Annotated in this window: 24 protein-coding genes and 1 pseudogene; 19 read left to right on the top strand and 6 right to left on the bottom strand. The window is 37.1% G+C overall.

The genetic code is table 11. The features are described 5' to 3' along the window. Nucleotides 1-18: 18 nt before the first annotated feature. Nucleotides 19-1,362: an amino acid permease gene (locus V3595_RS08920; protein WP_485906655.1), complete on the top strand. Its 1,344-nt coding sequence runs from the start codon at nucleotides 19-21 to the stop codon at nucleotides 1,360-1,362. A 134-nt stretch (nucleotides 1,363-1,496) separates the two neighbouring features. Then, nucleotides 1,497-2,510 carry an SIS domain-containing protein gene (locus tag V3595_RS08915; RefSeq protein WP_485906653.1) on the top strand — a complete coding sequence of 338 codons (1,014 nt, stop codon included), beginning with the start codon at nucleotides 1,497-1,499 and terminating at the stop codon, nucleotides 2,508-2,510. 266 nt (nucleotides 2,511-2,776) lie between these two features. Here V3595_RS08915 and V3595_RS08910 read toward each other — a convergent pair whose 3' ends face one another. Beyond that, nucleotides 2,777-2,962, bottom strand: a complete 186-nt coding sequence (locus V3595_RS08910) for a hypothetical protein (RefSeq protein WP_485906651.1) — start codon at nucleotides 2,960-2,962, stop codon at nucleotides 2,777-2,779. A gap of 43 nt (nucleotides 2,963-3,005) precedes the next feature. On the opposite strand from V3595_RS08910, the gene frlD reads away from it, so the two are divergent. Then, nucleotides 3,006-3,788: a fructoselysine 6-kinase gene (gene frlD / locus V3595_RS08905; RefSeq protein WP_485906649.1), complete on the top strand. Its 783-nt coding sequence runs from the start codon at nucleotides 3,006-3,008 to the stop codon at nucleotides 3,786-3,788. 67 nt (nucleotides 3,789-3,855) lie between these two features. Next, entirely contained in the window at nucleotides 3,856-4,584 is a 729-nt protein-coding gene (locus V3595_RS08900) for a GntR family transcriptional regulator (protein ID WP_485906647.1), read from the top strand. Between the two features lie 36 nt (nucleotides 4,585-4,620). Here V3595_RS08900 and V3595_RS08895 read toward each other — a convergent pair whose 3' ends face one another. Both V3595_RS08895 and V3595_RS08890 read right to left on the bottom strand, forming a co-directional pair. After that, complete coding sequence (locus V3595_RS08895; RefSeq protein WP_485906646.1) at nucleotides 4,621-4,791, bottom strand: hypothetical protein; 171 nt, start codon at nucleotides 4,789-4,791, stop codon at nucleotides 4,621-4,623. Nucleotides 4,792-4,833: 42 nt separating this feature from the next. Beyond that, a complete protein-coding gene (locus V3595_RS08890) occupies nucleotides 4,834-5,313 on the bottom strand; it encodes a DinB family protein (protein WP_485906801.1) in 480 nt (159 codons plus the stop codon). Nucleotides 5,314-5,659: 346 nt separating this feature from the next. Here V3595_RS08890 and V3595_RS08885 point away from each other — a divergent pair, with 346 nt between their 5' ends. The 14 genes and pseudogenes from V3595_RS08885 to V3595_RS08820 all read left to right on the top strand — a co-directional run bounded on the left by V3595_RS08885 (nucleotide 5,660) and on the right by V3595_RS08820 (nucleotide 15,914). Beyond that, nucleotides 5,660-5,866, top strand: a complete 207-nt coding sequence (locus V3595_RS08885; RefSeq protein WP_485906644.1) for a hypothetical protein — start codon at nucleotides 5,660-5,662, stop codon at nucleotides 5,864-5,866. 25 nt (nucleotides 5,867-5,891) lie between these two features. Next, nucleotides 5,892-6,317, top strand: a pseudogene (locus V3595_RS08880) (hydantoinase/oxoprolinase family protein); the annotation flags it as partial. Nucleotides 6,318-6,701: 384 nt separating this feature from the next. After that, nucleotides 6,702-6,896 (top strand): DUF554 family protein, encoded by a 195-nt coding sequence (locus V3595_RS08875; RefSeq protein ID WP_485906642.1) that lies wholly within the window; start codon nucleotides 6,702-6,704, stop codon nucleotides 6,894-6,896. Nucleotides 6,897-7,230: 334 nt separating this feature from the next. Beyond that, entirely contained in the window at nucleotides 7,231-8,343 is a 1,113-nt protein-coding gene (locus V3595_RS08870) for an ABC transporter substrate-binding protein (protein WP_485906640.1), read from the top strand. Further along, nucleotides 8,333-9,166 (top strand): alkaline phosphatase family protein, encoded by an 834-nt coding sequence (locus V3595_RS08865; protein WP_485906638.1) that lies wholly within the window; start codon nucleotides 8,333-8,335, stop codon nucleotides 9,164-9,166. Before V3595_RS08870 ends, V3595_RS08865 begins: the two co-directional genes overlap by 11 nt. Nucleotides 9,167-9,282: 116 nt before the next feature. After that, nucleotides 9,283-10,137 (top strand): ABC transporter permease, encoded by an 855-nt coding sequence (locus tag V3595_RS08860; RefSeq protein ID WP_137020439.1) that lies wholly within the window; start codon nucleotides 9,283-9,285, stop codon nucleotides 10,135-10,137. Then, nucleotides 10,134-11,006: an ABC transporter permease gene (locus V3595_RS08855; protein ID WP_063234553.1), complete on the top strand. Its 873-nt coding sequence runs from the start codon at nucleotides 10,134-10,136 to the stop codon at nucleotides 11,004-11,006. The genes V3595_RS08860 and V3595_RS08855 overlap by 4 nt, the downstream gene beginning before the upstream one ends. After that, nucleotides 11,006-12,019, top strand: coding sequence for an ABC transporter ATP-binding protein (locus tag V3595_RS08850; RefSeq protein ID WP_137020441.1), 1,014 nt, complete (start codon nucleotides 11,006-11,008; stop codon nucleotides 12,017-12,019). The genes V3595_RS08855 and V3595_RS08850 overlap by 1 nt, the downstream gene beginning before the upstream one ends. Nucleotides 12,020-12,045: 26 nt before the next feature. Then, nucleotides 12,046-12,828 (top strand): DeoR/GlpR family DNA-binding transcription regulator, encoded by a 783-nt coding sequence (locus V3595_RS08845; protein ID WP_485906635.1) that lies wholly within the window; start codon nucleotides 12,046-12,048, stop codon nucleotides 12,826-12,828. A gap of 126 nt (nucleotides 12,829-12,954) precedes the next feature. Then, nucleotides 12,955-13,827, top strand: a complete 873-nt coding sequence (locus V3595_RS08840; RefSeq protein WP_485906633.1) for a Cof-type HAD-IIB family hydrolase — start codon at nucleotides 12,955-12,957, stop codon at nucleotides 13,825-13,827. A 29-nt stretch (nucleotides 13,828-13,856) separates the two neighbouring features. Continuing rightward, nucleotides 13,857-14,186, top strand: a complete 330-nt coding sequence (locus V3595_RS08835) for a DMT family transporter (RefSeq protein WP_485906631.1) — start codon at nucleotides 13,857-13,859, stop codon at nucleotides 14,184-14,186. Nucleotides 14,187-14,224: 38 nt separating this feature from the next. Further along, complete coding sequence (locus V3595_RS08830; protein WP_485906629.1) at nucleotides 14,225-14,545, top strand: DMT family transporter; 321 nt, start codon at nucleotides 14,225-14,227, stop codon at nucleotides 14,543-14,545. A 111-nt stretch (nucleotides 14,546-14,656) separates the two neighbouring features. Further along, on the top strand, nucleotides 14,657-14,950 hold the full coding sequence (locus V3595_RS08825) for a hypothetical protein (protein ID WP_485906627.1): 294 nt from the start codon (nucleotides 14,657-14,659) through the stop codon (nucleotides 14,948-14,950). Between the two features lie 13 nt (nucleotides 14,951-14,963). Beyond that, the gene (locus V3595_RS08820; protein ID WP_485906626.1) at nucleotides 14,964-15,914 is read left to right on the top strand and encodes a sugar phosphate isomerase/epimerase family protein; all 951 of its coding nucleotides are present in this window, start codon (nucleotides 14,964-14,966) and stop codon (nucleotides 15,912-15,914) included. A 380-nt stretch (nucleotides 15,915-16,294) separates the two neighbouring features. Here the strand turns inward: V3595_RS08820 and mscL are convergent, their stop codons facing one another. Together mscL and V3595_RS08810 are read right to left on the bottom strand one after the other, a co-directional pair. Continuing rightward, complete coding sequence (gene mscL / locus V3595_RS08815) at nucleotides 16,295-16,693, bottom strand: large conductance mechanosensitive channel protein MscL (protein WP_485906624.1); 399 nt, start codon at nucleotides 16,691-16,693, stop codon at nucleotides 16,295-16,297. A 492-nt stretch (nucleotides 16,694-17,185) separates the two neighbouring features. Then, a complete protein-coding gene (locus tag V3595_RS08810; protein ID WP_485906623.1) occupies nucleotides 17,186-17,692 on the bottom strand; it encodes a DUF2306 domain-containing protein in 507 nt (168 codons plus the stop codon). A 176-nt stretch (nucleotides 17,693-17,868) separates the two neighbouring features. Here V3595_RS08810 and V3595_RS08805 point away from each other — a divergent pair, with 176 nt between their 5' ends. Further along, a complete protein-coding gene (locus V3595_RS08805) occupies nucleotides 17,869-18,219 on the top strand; it encodes a hypothetical protein (RefSeq protein WP_485906621.1) in 351 nt (116 codons plus the stop codon). Between the two features lie 114 nt (nucleotides 18,220-18,333). Here the strand turns inward: V3595_RS08805 and V3595_RS08800 are convergent, their stop codons facing one another. Then, the gene (locus tag V3595_RS08800; protein WP_485906619.1) at nucleotides 18,334-19,155 is read right to left on the bottom strand and encodes a DUF2935 domain-containing protein; all 822 of its coding nucleotides are present in this window, start codon (nucleotides 19,153-19,155) and stop codon (nucleotides 18,334-18,336) included. Nucleotides 19,156-19,305 lie beyond the last annotated feature (150 nt).

The following is a 19,305-nucleotide window of genomic DNA, read 5'->3' as shown; positions in this document are numbered from 1 at the left end:
AATTTGGAGGAACTCTTTATGAGTAATGGCACACTTACACGAAAACTGGGTTTTTGGTCTGCTCTAGCTATTGCTGTTGGAACTACTATAGGATCGGGTATTTTTGTCTCATCTGGTGATGTTGCAAGGGCTGCGGGTACTCCTTCCATTTCTATTCTAGCCTGGATAATAGGCGGGGTGATTGCCATACCGCAAGTAATGGTGCTGGCCGAGTTATCGACAGCATACCCCCAAAATGGAAGCGGTTACGTTTATTTAAATAAAGCTGGGTGGAGGCCTTTGGCATTTTTATATGGATGGGCCACTTTCTGGGCGTTGGATCCCCCATCCATATCGATTATGGCTTTAGCGATTGTTTCTTATTTAGCAACCTTTTTTCCATTTTTCTCAGGGTTTGCCGGGAAATTATTGGGTATTGCGATCATCCTGCTCATCACATCGATTCATTATCGAAGTGTGAAAGAAGGAGGTCTTTTCCAAGTTATTATCACGGCTATCAAGATCATTCCTTTCCTGATCGTCATTGTGCTGGGAATAATGTATATGAACCCTGAAAACTTTGCTTATACTCCAGGACCTGATGCCCAAAAGTCAAGTTTAATAGGCGGTGTATCTGCAACCACATGGGCATATACGGGGATGGCTGCGATTTGTTTCATGGCTGGGGAGTTCAAAAATCCAGGGAAAATACTTCCCCGAGCTCTTATTAGTTCGGTATTCATCGTGTTGGCTTTATATACGCTGCTAGCCATTTGTGTCATCGGCTTGATGCCATTTGAAGAATTAATCAACTCCAATGCGGCTGTTTCCGAAGCTGTAAAATATATTCCGGGATTATCGGATATTGCATCATCATTTGTGGCCATTACGGCGATTATTGTTATCTTGGGTTCGTTGAGCTCTTGCATAATGTTTCAGCCCCGCCTTGAGTATGCAATGGCAAAGGATGGACTATTCTTTCAACGCTTTGCGAAGGTCCATCCTAAATATGAAACTCCAAGCTTCTCCATCATCGTTCAGGTTACGTATGCATGTATTCTTGTGTGCTTCAGTAATTTAACGGTGTTACTTGGCTATTTCACACTGATTCAATTGGTTATTAACATTATGGACTTTGCCGCTGTTTATAAATGTCGTAAAAGGGATGATTATAACCCAATCTATCGTATGCCAATGTGGAGATTAACGACGGTTTTAGCTATTCTTGGAGCATCATGGCTGGCTTGGGGAACTTTTACTTGGGCGCCTATTCAAGGAGTGATTGCAGCATTGATCGTCATCGCAACAGGTCTGCCGGTTTACTATTATTGGGAAAGGAAATATGGATCCAAGAAAAATAACGACTGCGATATCGTGGCTTAGCAGAATGTTAAGGGAAGTTGGGCCTTCTTTTGACAAACGCACTAAAATTTAAAATAAAACAATTGTATAAATTATTATGTTTAGATATAATACAAGACATAACAAATGAACGGGGATAAGGGAGGAAGCTGTTGATGCTAAAGTTTGATGAAGAGTTATTTCTAAATCTTGTAGAAAAAGAGGGCCTTGCTTTTAGAGGCCAGATTGAAGAAATCGTAGATGGAATCACAAAAAGGGGCTACAGCAATATTTTTCTGATCGGCGCTGGTGGCACCATAGCCATGATGTATCCTTATGAATACATTTTAAAATCAAATTCTACCATCGATGTCCATGCAGAAATTGCTGCTGAGTTCATGGTGATGAATCATAAGCATTTCAGCAAAGATTCAGTCTGTATTTTTACATCTGTATCCGGGACTACTCAAGAAACTGTTGCGGCGGCTGAGTATTGTAAAGAAAAAGGCGCCACTACAATCGCTTTAGTTGCAGAGCCAAATACTCCGTTAACACAAATTGCGGATTACTGTATAACGACAGGTTCTGAAACGCACTCTTTTGATACTTTCTTTATGCTTTTGTACATGGTCGTCTTCCGTTTCATGCATAACAACAATGAATTCCCGCAATATGAACAATTCACGAAGGAGGTTTCTCTACTTCCGCGTGCAATTCTAGATGCCATTAAATCTTTTGACAAAAAAGCAGAGGAATTTGCCATTGCACATAAAGACACGGATTACCACATGATGGTCGGTTCTGGTAACCTATGGGGAAACACTTATTCATATGCCATGTGCATTTTAGAGGAAATGCAATGGATCCAGGCGAAATCCATCCACGCTGCAGAGTTTTTCCATGGCACGCTTGAACTTGTTGTAGAAGATACAAGTGTTATTTTACTAAAAGGAGAAGATGAAACTAGACCGCTGATGGACCGTGTAGAGAGATTTGTAGAAAATATCTCGAAAAATTTAACGGTTATTGATACCAAAATCTTTGAAATGGAAGGTATCAGCGAAGAATTCAGAAAGCACTTTTCTGTTAGTATTAACTGGTCAGTATTAAGTCGAATCAGCGTTTACCTTGAGCGTGAAAGAAATCATCCATTAACACTTAGAAGATACTATCGCCAAATGGAATATTAAGATATGTGGAGCACTACTTAGTAGTGCTCCTACTGTAGACAAATTAGAGAAATATCTGTTTTTTTCTTAAAAAAAGTTCCAACAGATCAAAAAAACATTCCAGTTGATTGGAACGGAAGGTGCGAGACTCCTGCGGGAAATACGTGTCCAAGGGAGACCCCACAGGCGCAAAGAGCGCCGAGGAGGCTCCCGGACCGCCCACGGAAAGCGAGTCCCTGGAGTGGAAATCAACGTTCAAATTTACAAACCCTCAAAAAAATTTCAGATTATAAAGAAATACACTCCCTTTCCACCGACTGTCTGCCAAGCCTCATCAAAGCAAGCGCCAGTGTGGTCTCGGCTAGCCAGTTATTCGGCAGGAGTGTCGCAAATTTCTTCAATCTAGAGAGGGTTTCGTTCTTATAATCAAGTAAAAAAACATGAAGGATTCCTTTGACGTCAAAATGGAGCACTACATAGTAGTGCTCTTAAGTTTAAAGAAAGCGGGGGAAAATGATGAGAACGGTTACAGTCGGAGATAACTGTATGGATGTCTATCAAAAGAGCGGGGAGGTCTATCCTGGCGGTAATCCTTTAAATGTGGCTGTCTATTTAAGAGGGTTAGGTGCTGAATCTGCTTATATTGGCTGGGTGGGATCCGATCAAAACAGTGAAAAAATGGTTAAAGCGATTCAGGAAAAAGGTGTTGATATTTCTCATCTTTCGCGGAAAGAAGGAAAAACAGCTGTTACTTTTGTTGAAATGGTAGGAAATGACCGCAGGTTTGGAGAATACGACGAAGGTGTCATGGAACATTTCAGTTTAACGACGGAAGAACTCCATTACATTCAAACATATCAGCTTATACATTCAGGGATTTGGGGACATGCGGATAAGTACTATTCCTTTTTTAAAGAAAAAGGAATGCTCACGTCTTTTGATTTCTCAGATCAGCTAGATCATGATCTGGTGAAGACTTTACCTCAGTTTGTTGATTATCCTTTTTTCTCTTATACGAAGGATGATGCTTTTATCCGCAAATTTTTAAAGGATGTAAAAAGTCAAGGATCTAAAATTGCGGTCGCCACTTTAGGTGAAAATGGTTCACTTGCCTATGATGGCATTCAATATTATCAATGCGGTGTCGTTGAAGCGAATGTGGTCGATACGATGGGGGCGGGGGATTCCTTCATTTCCGGTTTTATTTATGGAATATTGAAAGGCCAATCCATCGGCAATTGTTTAGAATTGGGCACTGAGTCTGCTGCGAAAACAATTAGCTATTTCGGTGCGTGGTGACTGGGACTGGAAATAATGTATAATAGGTAGTAAATAATAAATTTTGACGGATAAGGATGAATCTAATATGAATTTAAATCCTTCAACCCCCCAGCCACTATATATGCAAATAAGGCAAATGTTGAAGAATGATATTCAGAACGGTAAATACAAACCAGATGAACAGATCCCAACCGAAGCAGAGCTTTGTGAAACTTATAACGTTAGCCGCATTACCATACGAAAAGCAATAGAGGAATTGGTGAAGGAAGGAACACTGACACGTATTCCGCGCAGGGGTACCTTTGTTGCATCTAATAAGTTTCATAATGAGTTGTTATCCATAAGTGGATTCTCGGAGTTTAGTCATCAGCTTGGGATGATACCTAATTCCCGGATTTTAAGAAGTGAGATCATACCCGCACCAAAAGATGTTGCAGGTCATCTCCTCATTGAAGAAGGTAGCCCCGTTCTTGAACTTGAGCGACTCATGTATGTAAATGATCGTCCGCTTTTCTACGATACCGCTCATTATTCGTTAAGTCGTTTTCCGGATTTAGAAAAGAAGATTGCAAGGGATGAATCGACTTATAAAATCCTTTTGGAAGATTACCATACAGAAATAGTCAGTAACGATAAAATTATCGACGTGATTGGTGCTACAAAAAACTATGCTAAATTTTTAGAATGTGATATTGGCGCAAATTTATTTAGAATAGTGAAGATTGCTTTCGATGCAAACGATCAACCTGTGCATCTCTCAACGTTCATGTGTGAAACCAACAAGGTCAATCTGACTGTTCATCGGGCAAAATAGGTCATGCCAATAATTTGGCATGACCTATTTAAATATCTAGTTTTGATTTTCCTCCTCCAATCTTTCTTCTTCGGTCATCGCATATAAAATATCCTTACAATTAAAACATAAGATTTTCTTGTTATCTAACAGAATGCCGTTCAGAAAACCAGCCGTACAATATACATCACGTGTACAGCGAACGCAAGGGCCAACTAGTTCATCCATCTATTAATCTCCTTAATCAGGAATCGGGTATAGTTTGGTGTTCTATTTTGAATAAAGGTAAAGGCCAAAATCTTGCATAACGGAAGTGTGCCCCATTTGCCGCAGCATGGTTGCTATATTGCCACGGTGATATGATCCGTGAGTGACAACGTGTAATACCGATTCGGAAATGGAAGTTTCAAGCAACCCTGCATATGGGTTATCCACGACAATTACCTTTTCCATATCCTCTGTACTCAGAAGTTCTTTGTTTCTTTCGGATAGGTCTAAAAATATTTTTTTCATTTCCCCAATACTTTTCTTTTCCACCCCTTCTCTTAATTGATTAGCAGATGCCATTGCTTCATTCATACTTTTACCTGAGATAATGTCAAACCACGCATAATCTGTGAGATAAATATGAGACAACACTTTGGATACCGACGAAAAACCAGTCTGAATTTCCTTATGGTAAATGTGCTGTGGAAGTTCATTTAGCCGATCGATGATGACTCCATTTGCCCACGCGTGATAGTTATACATTTCTAATACTGGATTGGGATGATTCACTTAAAAAACCTCCATGTATACTAGTTTTTCGTATTGAACAATGTATGCAGGAAGAACAAAAAAATTCAGGTGTTTTTAAAAAAGTATAGTTATAAATATGTAGTTCTCTTATATATATAACAATTCCTTCTAATGATTCTATCGGTATGTCTGCTCATCGCGAAAGTACCATATTTAAAAAAAGAGGTTTTGAGATAATACAAACTGCTTAACATTCTGGGTATAAAAAATGAATTGTTAGTGGAGCACCACTTAATGGCATTTTTTCTTGCAGGAAAATAGCTCCTTATATCGAACTGATAGTAAAGGAGATGGTAATATGAATCTAAGGATCAAATATAGGCTTTATATCCATGCAGAAGGAAAACTTATTCCAGAACAGTATGACCGATACGAGATACTAAACGTCAGAGAAGGTATAGATCCAAATGATACTAAGGATTACCAAGAGCTTATTAAAAAATTGAGTAAGTCGATTAATCGGCCTGTAAATGAATTTGAAATAAAAAACTATGAAACAATGTAATGGCATCCTTTAGGGGATTTGATCGGTCTATTTAAATATGGTCAATCTGGTCGAAGAAGCTATTGCTAAGATGAAAACAAGTGCTGCACCAGTGCCTGTCATTCTCGTTGGAGGTGGAAGCATCCTTTTACCTGAGGAATTAAAAGGTGCATCTGAAGTCATACGCCCATTACATTCAGGTGTAGCAAATGCCATTGGGTCGGCCATTTCCCAGGTTAGCGGGCAGATTGAAAAAGTATATGCACTAGCTGAAATAGGAAGGGAAACAGCGTTGGGACAGGCAAAGGAAATAGCGATGTCAGAAGCGATCAGTGCAGGAGCCGATCCACAAACGCTTGTTATTGTTGACATAGAAGATGTACCTTTAGCTTATATGCCTGGGAATGCAACCCGTATTCGTGTAAAAGCAGCTGGTGATTTAGCCCAGTCTGAAATGAATGAAATGGTGTAGTCGAATCAGGGGGGAAAGTAGCTATTTATTGTGCAAAGGAAGCTTCTCTTTAGTTAGATAAGTGGAAAAGCAAAGCGCTAATGGTAGTGGAATTGACGAATTATTGAGCTAAAGTTAATTAAATATGACCCTATATTTATTTCTTCTCCGCTGTAATTTTTACAGAAAAAGGTAAAAAATGCTTCCGTTTCATTGGGAGATGGGGATGAATTAATTGTATGTTAAATTCCTTTTAAGAAGGTTATAGATTGTTTGTTTCAAGAATGAAAAGGTGTAAATATTTTGGTGTTACTCGGCAGTTTAGCTAATGCAATAGGTATAGTGCTCGCAAAACTAATTGGACTTTTGTTCAGAAGAATTCCAGATCATATGTAACAAACGGTGATGGTTGCTATTGGTGTGGCTGTTATAGTTCTTGGTCTTGAAATGGCTTTGAAAAGTAACGACTTTTTTATTGTAATTGTTAGTTTAGCAGTGTGCGCTATAAATGGGGAATGGATGAGACATAAAACTCCGCCCAGAACAATTATTATTTATAGCCACATTGATAATTCTATCTGTTTAATAAGATCAATGTAAAACTCTCTTGTATCAAGAGAGTTTTTTTTTGCATGAAAAGTTAATTAGCTAACCGGGAGCTTTGTTAAAGAAGAGCTAAAAAGAGGTTCAAAAGGGTGATATGTTTGAATAAAAAATTTTCACATTCTCTTTTATAGACTTACTTTTACTTGTTCCTGTTTGCGGGTTGTTGTTAATACTTATGAAGATAAAAGCTGATGAGTTGGAGAAATAAGAGTTGATTTACAAAATCTTAACATTTGGTTTATGTGGAATTAATGTTTTTTGATTATGATTAAACCGTAATAAACAGTAATAAACATTAAAGATTCCACACTAAATGGAGGCACTTTTTATGAATCGCACATTCAAGAAGAAATGTTACAAGTCTATTCAAGCTGTGATGTTAGGAGTGAGTGTACTGGGATTAGCTGCTTGTGGAGCTACTAATGAGGAGGCTGCTCCAGTGGTTAAGGATCCAAGTTCGTTAACCTTGAAAGAAATTGAAACAAAGGCAAAAGAAGAGGGGACTATTAATAGTGTCGGTATGCCTGATTCATGGGCTAACTGGGGAGAAACTTGGAATGAAGTTATGAAAAAATATACATTGGAACACAATGATACAGATTTATCCAGTGCCGAAGAGATTGCCAAAATGGAATCTGAAGGAGAGAGTGCAACAGCTGATATCGGCGATGTAGGGATTTCCTTTGGGCCAATCGCGGAACAAAAAGAATTAACGATGCCATATAAAACTTCCTATTGGGACGAGGTACCTGACTGGGCAAAAGATGACAATGGAGATTGGGTTGTTGGCTACCAAGGAACGATTGCATTCTTTACTAATAAAGAATTAGTAGATAACCCGCCAAAATCATGGGATGACATATTAAAAGGAGATTATAAAGTAACAGTTGGAGATGTTCAGCGTGGTACACAGAACCAAATGGCCGTTCTTGCTGCCGCTATCGCTAACGGCGGTGATGAAACAAATCTCCAACCAGGAATTGACTTTTTTGCTAAGCTTGCCAAGCAAGGCCGCCTTAGCTTAACTGATGCCAAGCCGGCTAACATCGAAAAAGGGGAAGTGGAAGTTGCCCTTGTTTGGGATTTCAATGCTCTAGGTTACGCTGACCAAATTAACCGCGATCAATTTGACGTCACCATTCCAAGTGAAGGTTCAGTCGTAAGCGGCTACGCAACCATTATTAACAAATTTGCAAAGCATCCACATGCGGCGATGGCAACTAGAGAATATATCTTAAGCGATGAAGGACAAATTAACTTAGCTAAAGGATTTGCCCGTCCAATTCGCGATGTAGAACTTCCGAAAGAAGTAGCTGAAAAAATGGTTCCGGAAGAACAGTACAAAAATGCAAAACCGATTGAAGATTACAAAGCTTGGGAAGAAACGTCTAAAAATTTACCGCAGCTTTGGCAAGAAGAAGTGTTAGTCCATGTCAAATAAAGTAATAGCAATTGTTGTTGATGGTATGAGATATGATAAAGCATGTGAGACACTTGGATTTATTCAACATCTAGTTGAAACAAATCAGGCAGCACTTTACAAAGTAAAGTCGGAACTCCCAAGTCTTTCCCGTCCATTATATGAAGTGTTACTAACGGGTACACCGGCATCAGTGAACGGAATTACGTCCAATCAGGCCGTTCGCATATCTACAGAGAAAAGTCTCTTTCATCTTACGAAAGAAAATGGCTTAAGAAACGGAACGGTATCTTATTACTGGGTAAGCGAACTTTATAATCGCGCGCCATTCCATTTTATTGAAGATCGTGAGCAAGAAGATACATCCAATCCTATTCAATACGGAAAATTTTATTGGGACGATGACTATCCAGACAGTCATGTGTTAATGGATGCAGAAGCTTTGCGTAGAAAGTATGACCCACACTTTTTATATATTCATCCGCTCGGTGTAGATGTAAAAGGAGAAATTTTTGGCTCGGAATCAAAAGAATATCGTGAGCAAATCCTAAAAATGGGAAGCTTGTTGGCACAACTTTTGCCAATTTGGATCAAAGAAGGTTACCACATATTAATTACATCGGATCATGGCATGAGTGAATATGGCAACCATGGCGGCATAACTGATGGTGAGCGTGATGTACCGCTATTTATCATTAGTCCAAAAGTTGAGCCTGGCGTTTACAGTGAAGTGGTTCCGCAATTAGCTTTTGCACCGCTCGTTTGTGAACTTTTAAATATTGAGCCGTCCGATAAAATGATTTCATATCAATTTCCAGGTCTGAAAGGAAAAGTTACCCTTTAAAAAAGACACACTATTCAACATTAAAATGAAGAATGAAGGTTGACTGGAATTGGTTTAACGAACGTACTGTTAAACCAATTCCCAAATTGTTAGAGAACATAGAGGAGCGAGAAGTCTTGCGAAAAATAAAAAAACAAAAAATTTACTTATTAGCTCTTTTACTGCCATTTATTTTGTTTGTGATTGGATTTGAAATAGGCCCATTAGTGGCAATGATTAAAAATAGTTTTTATGCAGACGATGGAATTCAAGTTACGATTAATCAATATATCACCATATTTAAAAGTGAATTTTACTTACAAGCCATTCAAAATAGCCTTGTCATTTCTTTAATTTCTGCTGTAATTTCAGTGATTGTAGCAGTCATTGTAGCCTATTCGTTTACAAAGTTCTCACAAAAAATAAAAAATCGCTTACTGATGATTACCAATATGGCGTCGAACTTTGAGGGGATTCCCCTTTCATTTTCATTTATTATTTTACTTGGAAACAATGGGTTGTTTACGTTGCTTTTTTCTAAGATTGGTGGGGATGTGTTTGCGGATTTTAATTTATATTCATGGACAGGCCTCATTCTTGTTTATATATATTTTCAAATTCCGCTTGCTATTATGCTCATCTACCCGTCTTATCAAGGAATTAAGAAACAATGGAAAGAAGCCTCTTCACTATTAGGAGGATCAACATTATCATTTTGGCTTCACATTGGGATTCCAGTTCTTTTACCTAGTATTGTAGGTACATTCAGTATTTTGTTTGCTAATTCGATGGGAGCTTACGCTACAGCCTATGCATTAGTAGGCAGCAACTATAACTTATTGTCATTGCAAATTGCCTCACTAGTTGCTAGTGACGTTGCATTAAAGCCACAGCTAGGTAGTGCGTTGGGAGTTCTTCTAGCAGCGACAATGATAGGGGCGATGTGGTTCAATGAACGAATGATGCGCCGCATTAGGAGGGATTTACGATGAAATCTTCATTGACTTTTCATAAAGTGATTGTTGGGTTACTAGTTATATATTTATTAATTCCGCTTGTAGGAACATTTTTATTCTCGATTGCCGGTAAATGGGATCATACCATTTTACCTGAGAGTTATACAATGAAATGGTATATTGAATTATTTCAAGATGAACGGTTTTTTGATGCTTTTCGACGAACGCTGTTTTTAATTGTCATGTCTGTAGGTCTTAGTGTTGTTATTATGCTTCCGACTATCTTTATCATCACGGTATATTTCAGTAAATGGGAAGGATTGCTTCAAGCAGCAGCTATGCTTCCTTATGGAATTCCTCCCATTGTTGGAGCTGTTGGATTAATCAAGGTATATTCAGATGGACCGATTCAAATTGCCGGAACACCCTGGATTTTAATAGGTGCTTATTTCATAACGATTCTGCCATTTATGTATCAAGGTATTCGTAACAGTCTTCGTACGCTTAATGCTGTGCAGCTTGTTGATGCAGCTGAATTACTCGGTGCTACAAAATTCCAGGCATTTCGCACAGTGGTGTTTCCAAATATTATATCTGGTATTTTAGTGTCTACCTTATTATCAGTCGCTCTTTTATTTAGTGAGTTTGCTTTTGCCAATTTGCTTGTCGGGGGCCGATTTGAAACCCTTCAAATTTATCTTGCCGACAAACTAAACAGCAGTGGTCACTTAACAAGTGCAATTGTTATTACTTATTATTCAATGATTTTACTTTTAACGGGGACTGTATTAAAACTTACGTTTAAAAACGAAAAAAATCCTGTCGGGTCAAATAAGAAGCGAATTCTTTCATTTTTAAAAAAACATAACTGTAATAAAAATACTGCTTTAGAAGGTGAAAAATAATGAGCTATGTAACCATCGATCAAGTGACTAAGGGGTATGAAAATCAAGTCGTTTTAAATGACATTTCTTTAACATTAAAAAAAGGAGAATTTGCTACACTTCTTGGGCAAAGCGGATGCGGAAAAAGTACATTATTACGTTCCATTGCGGGGCTTGAAGGTGTTGATGTAGGAAGAATCTTAATTGATGGAAAAGATATTACTAATTTATCACCGCGTCAGCGTGAAGTCGGTATGGTGTTTCAGTCTTATGCGCTTTTCCCGAATATGACCGTTTTTGACAATATCGCGTACGGCCTTAAAATGAAGAAGGTAAAGAATATTAAATCAAGAGTGAAAAAGATGATTGATATGGTTGATTTAATAGGAAAAGAAGAGTCTTATCCTCATCAGTTATCTGGCGGACAACAGCAGAGGGTTGCTCTTGCCCGAGCGCTTGTCATGGAGCCGAAAGTACTGCTTTTGGATGAGCCGTTAAGCGCATTGGATGCTAAAATTAGAAAAAGTTTGCAAAAAGAATTAAAGAGAATACAGAAAGAATTAGATATTACAACTATTTTTGTTACTCATGATCAGGAAGAAGCAATGACGATGTCTGATCGAATTTTTGTCATGAATAAAGGAAAAGTTGTACAATCCGGTTCTCCATCAGAAATTTATACTTCTCCAGTCAATACATTTGTTGCAAAATTTATCGGAAATTATAATGTCTGTAATATGGAAGTTTTCCATAAACTTGTTCGCAGCACAGAATTAATAGGGAATGAAGTCGCCATTCGTCCTGAAGTTTTACAATTAGTTTCTGTTGTTGAGGATAGCTTGGATTTACAAGAAAGCTGGGGAATTAAAGGGTTTATTAAAGATATTACTATGACAGGGAATGTTTTAAGATATGAAGTAGAAACAGAGGAGTCCGCTTTTCATGTAGACTATCTTCACCACCGTGGGGAAATGTTTGAGCAAGGAGCACGCGTTCAAATTCTTGTACCTAAGAAAGAATGCATTATTTTATAAATTATTAATGATCGAGGTGGAGAAATATGTCTGTTTTGCCCGAAGAAAGAAAGAATGAAATTTTAAAAGAACTTAACAAAATGGGAAAAGTAAAAGTTATAGAATTAGTTGATCAATTTAATGTTTCAGAGGAAACGATTCGACGCGATTTGATGATATTAGAGGAAAAAGGGCTTTTAAAGAGGGTTTACGGTGGAGCGATTAAAACAGTCTTTGAATTTGAGGAGCCTCCATTTACACAGCGTACAACGGTGAATCAAGAAGCGAAAATCAAGGTTGGGAAAAAAGCAATAGAACTCATTTCTAACGGAGATGTGATTGCCATTGATGTAGGGACAACCATGCTTGAATTTGCCCAGTGTATTGAAAATAAAAAAGACATTACGATTTTAACCAATTCTCTTCCTGTGTCGTCTGTGTTAACCGAATTGCTCAATCAAAATAAGTTTACAGGACAAATTCTATTACTAGGAGGACAAATTGATCCAAAGCATCAATCTATATGCGGCGGTCTCACTGAACAAATGTTAAATCAATTTAATATTGATAAAGCGTTCATTTCAGCTGGTGGTGTTTCCATTCAAAGTGGGGTTAGTAATTATCATTTACGTGAAACATTAGTTTCACGCAAGATGGTCGAGGTATCAAAGCAAGTTATATTGCTAACGGATTACTCTAAAATTGGTGTCGACACATTTTGTAAAGTTTGTCCTCTAGAAAAAGTCGATGTGATTGTCTGCGAGCAACCATTTCCAGAGGAATGGAGAAATCATTCAAAATTAGAGGAAGTCAATTGGATTCAAGCATAGCCCATAAAAGGACATATCGAGATGGGAGAGGGAGTACTCTCTTTTTTGATTAGATATTTATTGATAGCAGGTAAAAAAGCTAGAAAGAGAATTTAATAGATTGAATGAGAAAAGGAGCTATATAGCATGAGTTTCATTGCGATAGATTTAGACGGAACATTATTAAACGACCAGAATGAAATTAGTGAAGAAAATATAAAGGCTATTCAATATGCCCAAGATAGAGGCTTTGAAGTAGTTATTTCAACAGGACGGGCTTATTTTGACGTTCAAACAATTTGTGAAAAAGCCGGGATTTCCCCATTTGTAATCGGGACAAATGGCGCAACCATTCATTCAAAAAGCGGAAAGTGCATTTCTTCTATTACGATAACTAAAGATCGTGTCGAATCTATTCTCCAATGGTTAGATGAACGGAATTATTATTACGAAGTGTTTACTGATAAAGCCATCTATACTCTTAATAAGGGAAGAGAACATTTTCATAATGAGATTAAAAGTTTGAAAAGCGCAGATTTGAATACAGATATGAAAGAATTAGTTGAAGTAGCGGAAAGGCAATTTGACCAGTTTGGATATGTTTTAGTTGAAAACTATCATGATATCTTAAAACAGGAGGAAGAATTCTATAACATACTAGCATGTTCTTTTGATAAAAAGAAATTAGAGGAAGCATGGAACCAATTCAAAAAGTTTGATGAGTTGATGGTTGTTTCATCTGCTGATCACAACATTGAAATTACTAGTAAAAGAGCTTCAAAAGGAATGGCCCTTGAAAAATTGGCTTTCTTGATGAATGGTTCATTAGATAAGGCTATGGCAATTGGGGACAGCAACAATGATTTATCCATGTTTCAGAAAGTTGGATACAGCGTAGCGATGGGAAATGCAAAAGATGTCATAAAAAATGCTTGTACAACGACAACCCTTAAAAATGATGAAAATGGGGTAGCTTATGCGATTTATCGATATATGGAGAACTTCGTGGTTCAAAAATAAGTGTCAATGCCAAAGGGGAGAGCGATAAAATGGCATGGATATATATCATAATGGCAGGACTTTTGGAAATTGTCTGGGTGATTGGTCTTAAATATTCACACGGATTCACCAAAATTATACCTAGTACAGTAACGGTTGTTATTATTATCTTTAGTTTCTTTTTACTTTCAAAAGCTTTACATTCAATACCCTTAGGAACTGGTTACGCCATTTTCACTGGATTGGGAACAGTGGGAACTGTAGTAACTGGGATGCTTTTTTTGGGTGAGACCATTAATCCACTGAAAGTATTTTTTATGGCTTTAATGATATTGGGCATAATTGGAATAAAAGTCAATCCAGCAAAACCTAAACATTAAAGGAAATGAACTGATATACAAGGTTAGGGGATGATTCAATGGCTTGGTTTTTTCTTATTATTGCCGGATTTGCCGAGATTGGTAGTGTTATAAGCCTGAAACGTGCAGACGGGTTCAAAAAATTGCTCCCCTCTGTAGCGTGTCTTTTTTTGGGGAGTTTAAGCTTTTATTTTCTATCCTTGTCATTAACTTCTCTTCCAGTGGGAACTGCTTATGCAATATGGACCAGTATCGGCTCAGTTGGAAGTGTTTTAGCAGGAATGATCTTTTTTAATGAACCCAGAAGTTTAAGATTAAACCTATTCATAATGTGTATCATTACAGGGGCTATAGGTATCAAAATGACTTCTGGACATTAATCAAAAAAGACCTTTAATTTAAGAAGCTAATAGATGACTTCCATATGTTGCGGGAGTCATTATATTTAGGCTTCATTGGTAACAAATTTTATTCTTCCATATTCACTTAAATTGATTAGTATAACTATTCAAAATAACCAAAATGGTATGTTAAGCGGACCGGTAGAAATAAGTGGTGCAGCAGTTTCTATAGCCTGCTTAGTTGGATATGCCCCTTCTATGTTTGCATTTATTCTATATGGAAGCATGTTAGATCGATCACCAGGAATAGAAGGCAAAAGACTTGTCTTTTTGAAAATGATTGCGTTCGCAGTCAAAGGTTTTATTATAAGCAGCTTAGTTAAAATCGTAAACAAGAAAAAAGAAACCAACAAAATTTACAAAAAAAACTTAATACTTAATTAAAGGTGGGGAAAAAATGAAAATTGGATTAGAAACAGAAAGCTATCACTTGCAATTTATTACAGGTCGAATGGATATTTTCGGTTTTATCAGAAAAACAGCTGAATTGGGATTAGACGGAGTCATGATCAATATTGTTCCATGGCCAGGGTTGCCAGGATGGGGCACTTTAGAATCATTTGAACCGGAATATTTAGAGAGAGTAAGAAAAGAAATTCAAAAGTATGGATTTTTCGCTGAAATAGACACAAATGGAAGCGATCCGGAACATCTAAAAGAGGTCATTGAGGCAGCACATAGAATCGGAGCGGATGTGATTCGCACGTATACATGCTTAGGAGAGTATGATCCGGAAAGATTGAAAAAAGCACCAGGAGATATCAAACAAATTGTACCATTATTAGAGAAATACAGGATAAAACTAGCTGTGGAAAATCATGAGGAAGAGTTAACAGATGAGGTTATTCAAATTATTAATGAAGTCAACAGCCCTTGGGTTAGGGCTCATTGTGATGTGGGCAACGGAATGATGGCATGGGAAGATCCGGTTGAAGCTGTAAGAAAATTAGCACCATATGCATTCACAACCCATTTTAAAGATCATATTATCATTCATGATGGCGAGGATTATAGGGTATGTGGTGTACCAGTAGGCACAGGTAATATTGATACAGAAGAATGTTTTAAAATACTGGTTGAGAAATCTACCCTAACTAGAATCAACGTTGAAATGTGTTTTCCATATTCCATCAATTTTAAGAGAGAGCTTGGTGCAGGCGGAGTCTTTGCGGTTGGGGAAGGAGCATTCAAAGTTGAACAACCTCCTTATGATTTAAGTGTCATTAAACCATTGGATTACTATTATCCTCCAAAAGAACTTTTAGAACAAATGATTGAAGATCAAGAAAAAGGTGCAGTACAATCGGTTAAGTATACCCTGGCCTTACGCGATAAATATTGCCGATAAATAATATGTAGAAAGCAGGGTTCAGGAGTAAACTTCATTGCTTTACTCTTGATCATTTACAGAGTGAAGATTATCCAATAATCCAATGTTAGTTTTTCGAAATAGCTGATTGTTGTATAAATTTGTTCATATAAAGATGTTTAAAATTACTGCAGCAGTTCCAGCAGATACTTGCTATTGTGTTGATAAAGAGCCTCTTTTGATTGCCAACATTACTGTCACTTTGCTTTACGAATTCCGACACACGGTTCTTTAATAAGTGTCGCATGTCTTGTTAAAGTAACGGATACGCAGTTCATTATGACATTAACCAGCCCCTCTCAATTAAGAGAGGGGCTTTATCTTATTCTCAAGTGATTTTTGACTGATTCAGTAAATACTTATGATGTTTCATCCTGCCGTGAATTTTTTTGTAAAAGATCACGGATTTCCTTTAAATATTGCTCGGATGCCGGTACCGCTTCCAATACCTCTTCCTCGGTCGCTTGTTTTTTTCTAATAAGAGAATTTGCTACCTTCATAAACATGAAAATCGCAAATGAAATGATCAAGAAATCAATCACAGCTTGGACAAATTCACCGTATTTAACAACTGCGTTTCCAACTGTGATAGATAACGAAGAAAAATTGACCCCTCCTAATAAAATTCCTATTAGCGGTGTGATAATATTATTGACTAGTGATGAAACGATCTTCCCAAAAGCAGCACCCATTACTACAGCTATTGCAAGATCGAGAACGTTTCCTTTGGTAATAAACTCCCTGAATTCCTTTATCATCGTAACTACACCTTTCTTTTTTCAATTGATAAAAGCATATCAGAAACATGGTGAAAATTGAATAGAGTAAAAGGCATCGATAATTTCAAAGATAGGACAATCCATCCGTTTAATCATTTGATCCGTTAATATAATGCAATGACGGCACTCCGATCAAAGGAGATAGAACGCTATTTTCCATTCAAAAATAGCAGGTCTTATTGTAGAAGAATTTATGAATTGTCATAGAACAAAGCAAAAAAGTAATTGAAGGCAGAGCGGGGACGACTAAGGCGTCAATTTTCAATGTCTAGAAGGCAGGTAAAGCCGTTCTCATCAACTTGAGGAAGGGGGTGAATATAAATGTATTTTTTTGGCGATAATTATATTATTGTACTACCCCCTAAGTGGTACTCCTCCATTGTTAAAAGCCCTTCTCATAATTGAGAGGGCTTTTTTTGTCTTTGGGATTTGTTAAATGGTTTTTGTTAATAGGAGGTATTTGGACTGCATTTAGATGGATTTGAACTTTTTATATTTCTGTCCAACCAAAAATATCAGCGGGGAACCTATAATGCTTGGAAGAAACCAAAAAATTAATGGGTGCCATTCATTCAAGATAGTTATTTTCGATACATTTACTACAAGAATTGCAGTACAAATAGCGATATAGGAACCAAGCATCCCGCTAATATGAGATACAATCCAATTTTTCCATTTCTTCTTACCAGCTACATAGCCTATAAATGCGAAAGAATATGAAAATATTCCAATGAAAAATAAATATGCGCTGCTTTCCCAATTCAATATTGCCATTGTCAGGGATGTGACAAAGACTACAACATATGCACTGTGATAAATTTCACCGCAAATTGTATGCTTACCACTTTTTTTCTTTGAAGACATAGCACCTATTCCACTAATAAGACATATTGATCCAGCGAAAATATGAATGAACAGAATGATCTTAAAGATAAGCAACTTTCCCTTCGTTAAATAATCATTATCATAACGTAACATTAAATATTTATTTTATTATAATACAAATATTTACCAAAAATATGAATGTTAATTTGCAAAGAACATTAAAGGGTCAGTGCAGTACTCAAAAGGGAAGTGTGGATCGTCCTTTTTAAGGAAAAAGGAGGATTTTTCGTTTCGTTTGAAGAATGTTTTGACGAATGGGGGTGGAATAATTGCGACAACATAAAGAACACGACTTATCTAAAGAGGACATTTTTAGAATGATTGTTAAGCACCTTGATGTATTTCCATTGACAAGTCTAGAGGCTATCAAAGAAGTGATCAGAAGTTCATTAAAACAACGAGGCTTTATAGGGGGGATAACCAAACAAACAGGAGCCGCTCCTGTAATATATAACCGGAAAATATCAGACCAGGATATCCAGTTAATAAATGATTGTATTCGAGACCTTTTAAATAGCCGCGTTATCCAACCTGGTATTAATGATGATAATCAGGATTTACCATGGATTTCTGTTTCTGATAAAGAGAAACTTAAAACATTGGTGAACTCCCTGTCTTAACTTTTTACATATAAAAGCCCTTCTCTAAATCGAGAGGGGCCTATTTTAGGTTAGAATTTCTTTATCCGATAATTGCAATTTTCTATATCCTTCATACTCAATTAATTGTATTTTTTAACCTGTAAGATGGGATTCAAACATATCGATAATTTCAAGGAAACGTTCGGCCTCACGGAAAACGTGATCAGCCAATAGTGGATGAATGATGCTCTTGATTTTGCATTCTTCGATTAAATCTCTGGCGGTTTTCTTAAAGTCTCGAAGTGATACGACGGAAACACGGTTCTGATCTAGAAATTGAACCAGAAGAGGGGCCGTTTGAGATTGCGGTTTCATGGACTCTAAGTCTACGGCTTGAAAGACTAATTGATCGAAATCATTACTAAAGTTTCGCGCCATATCCACCAGCTTTCTTTCCGATGGATCAAGGAGATGTCCAATGAATTTTGCATGATCCGCCATTATTCTTAAAAAGAAAACATTTTCTTTGATGATGGCATCTGCAAGTGGTTTCAATTTACCCTCATTTAATTCTTTTAATCGTTTTCTAAAATAATTGGCTTCTCTGCTTGTATGGTCGACTAAAAGTGGGAAGTTGTTTGCACCAGGCAATTTACAGGTGAGTATTAATCCTAATACCTTCCTTTTAAATAAAAATATGCCTGTAGCAGCTTGGTGCACCTCCGCGTTAAATCTCCTGATCTGTTCTGGATCAGCTTGATTTGTAAATGAATGGGATTGCTGTTCTATCCGTTCAAATAAAAGATAAAACTGATTAGCTTCCTCAATTAGCTGTGTATCTTCACATCTAAAACCTAGTCTTAGAAATAACGAGTGTTCCTTCATTATTCTTGACCAAAAACGAATCTCATCTAAAGAGCGTTCAACAAACATTCCAGAGTTTTTCCTCATATTTTCCTGTGTGTTCTCACTCATAACTAAGCCCCCCTCTTAAAACATAACCATCATTCAATCTTATTAACAAGGGGGCATTAGTATTCTGCTCAATTTGTAAATCAAATCATTTACTAATATCCTTTTAGCACCTCAAACCAATTGGTTCTTGATGGCCAAGGTGTGTAAAAA

The sequence above is a fragment of the Bacillus sp. CFBP9009 genome (genome assembly GCF_036541465.1).
GTDB lineage: Bacteria > Bacillota > Bacilli > Bacillales > DSM-1321 > Peribacillus.
The sequence above is the reverse complement of the archived record's forward strand: the minus strand, read 5'-3'. Positions and strand labels throughout refer to the sequence as shown.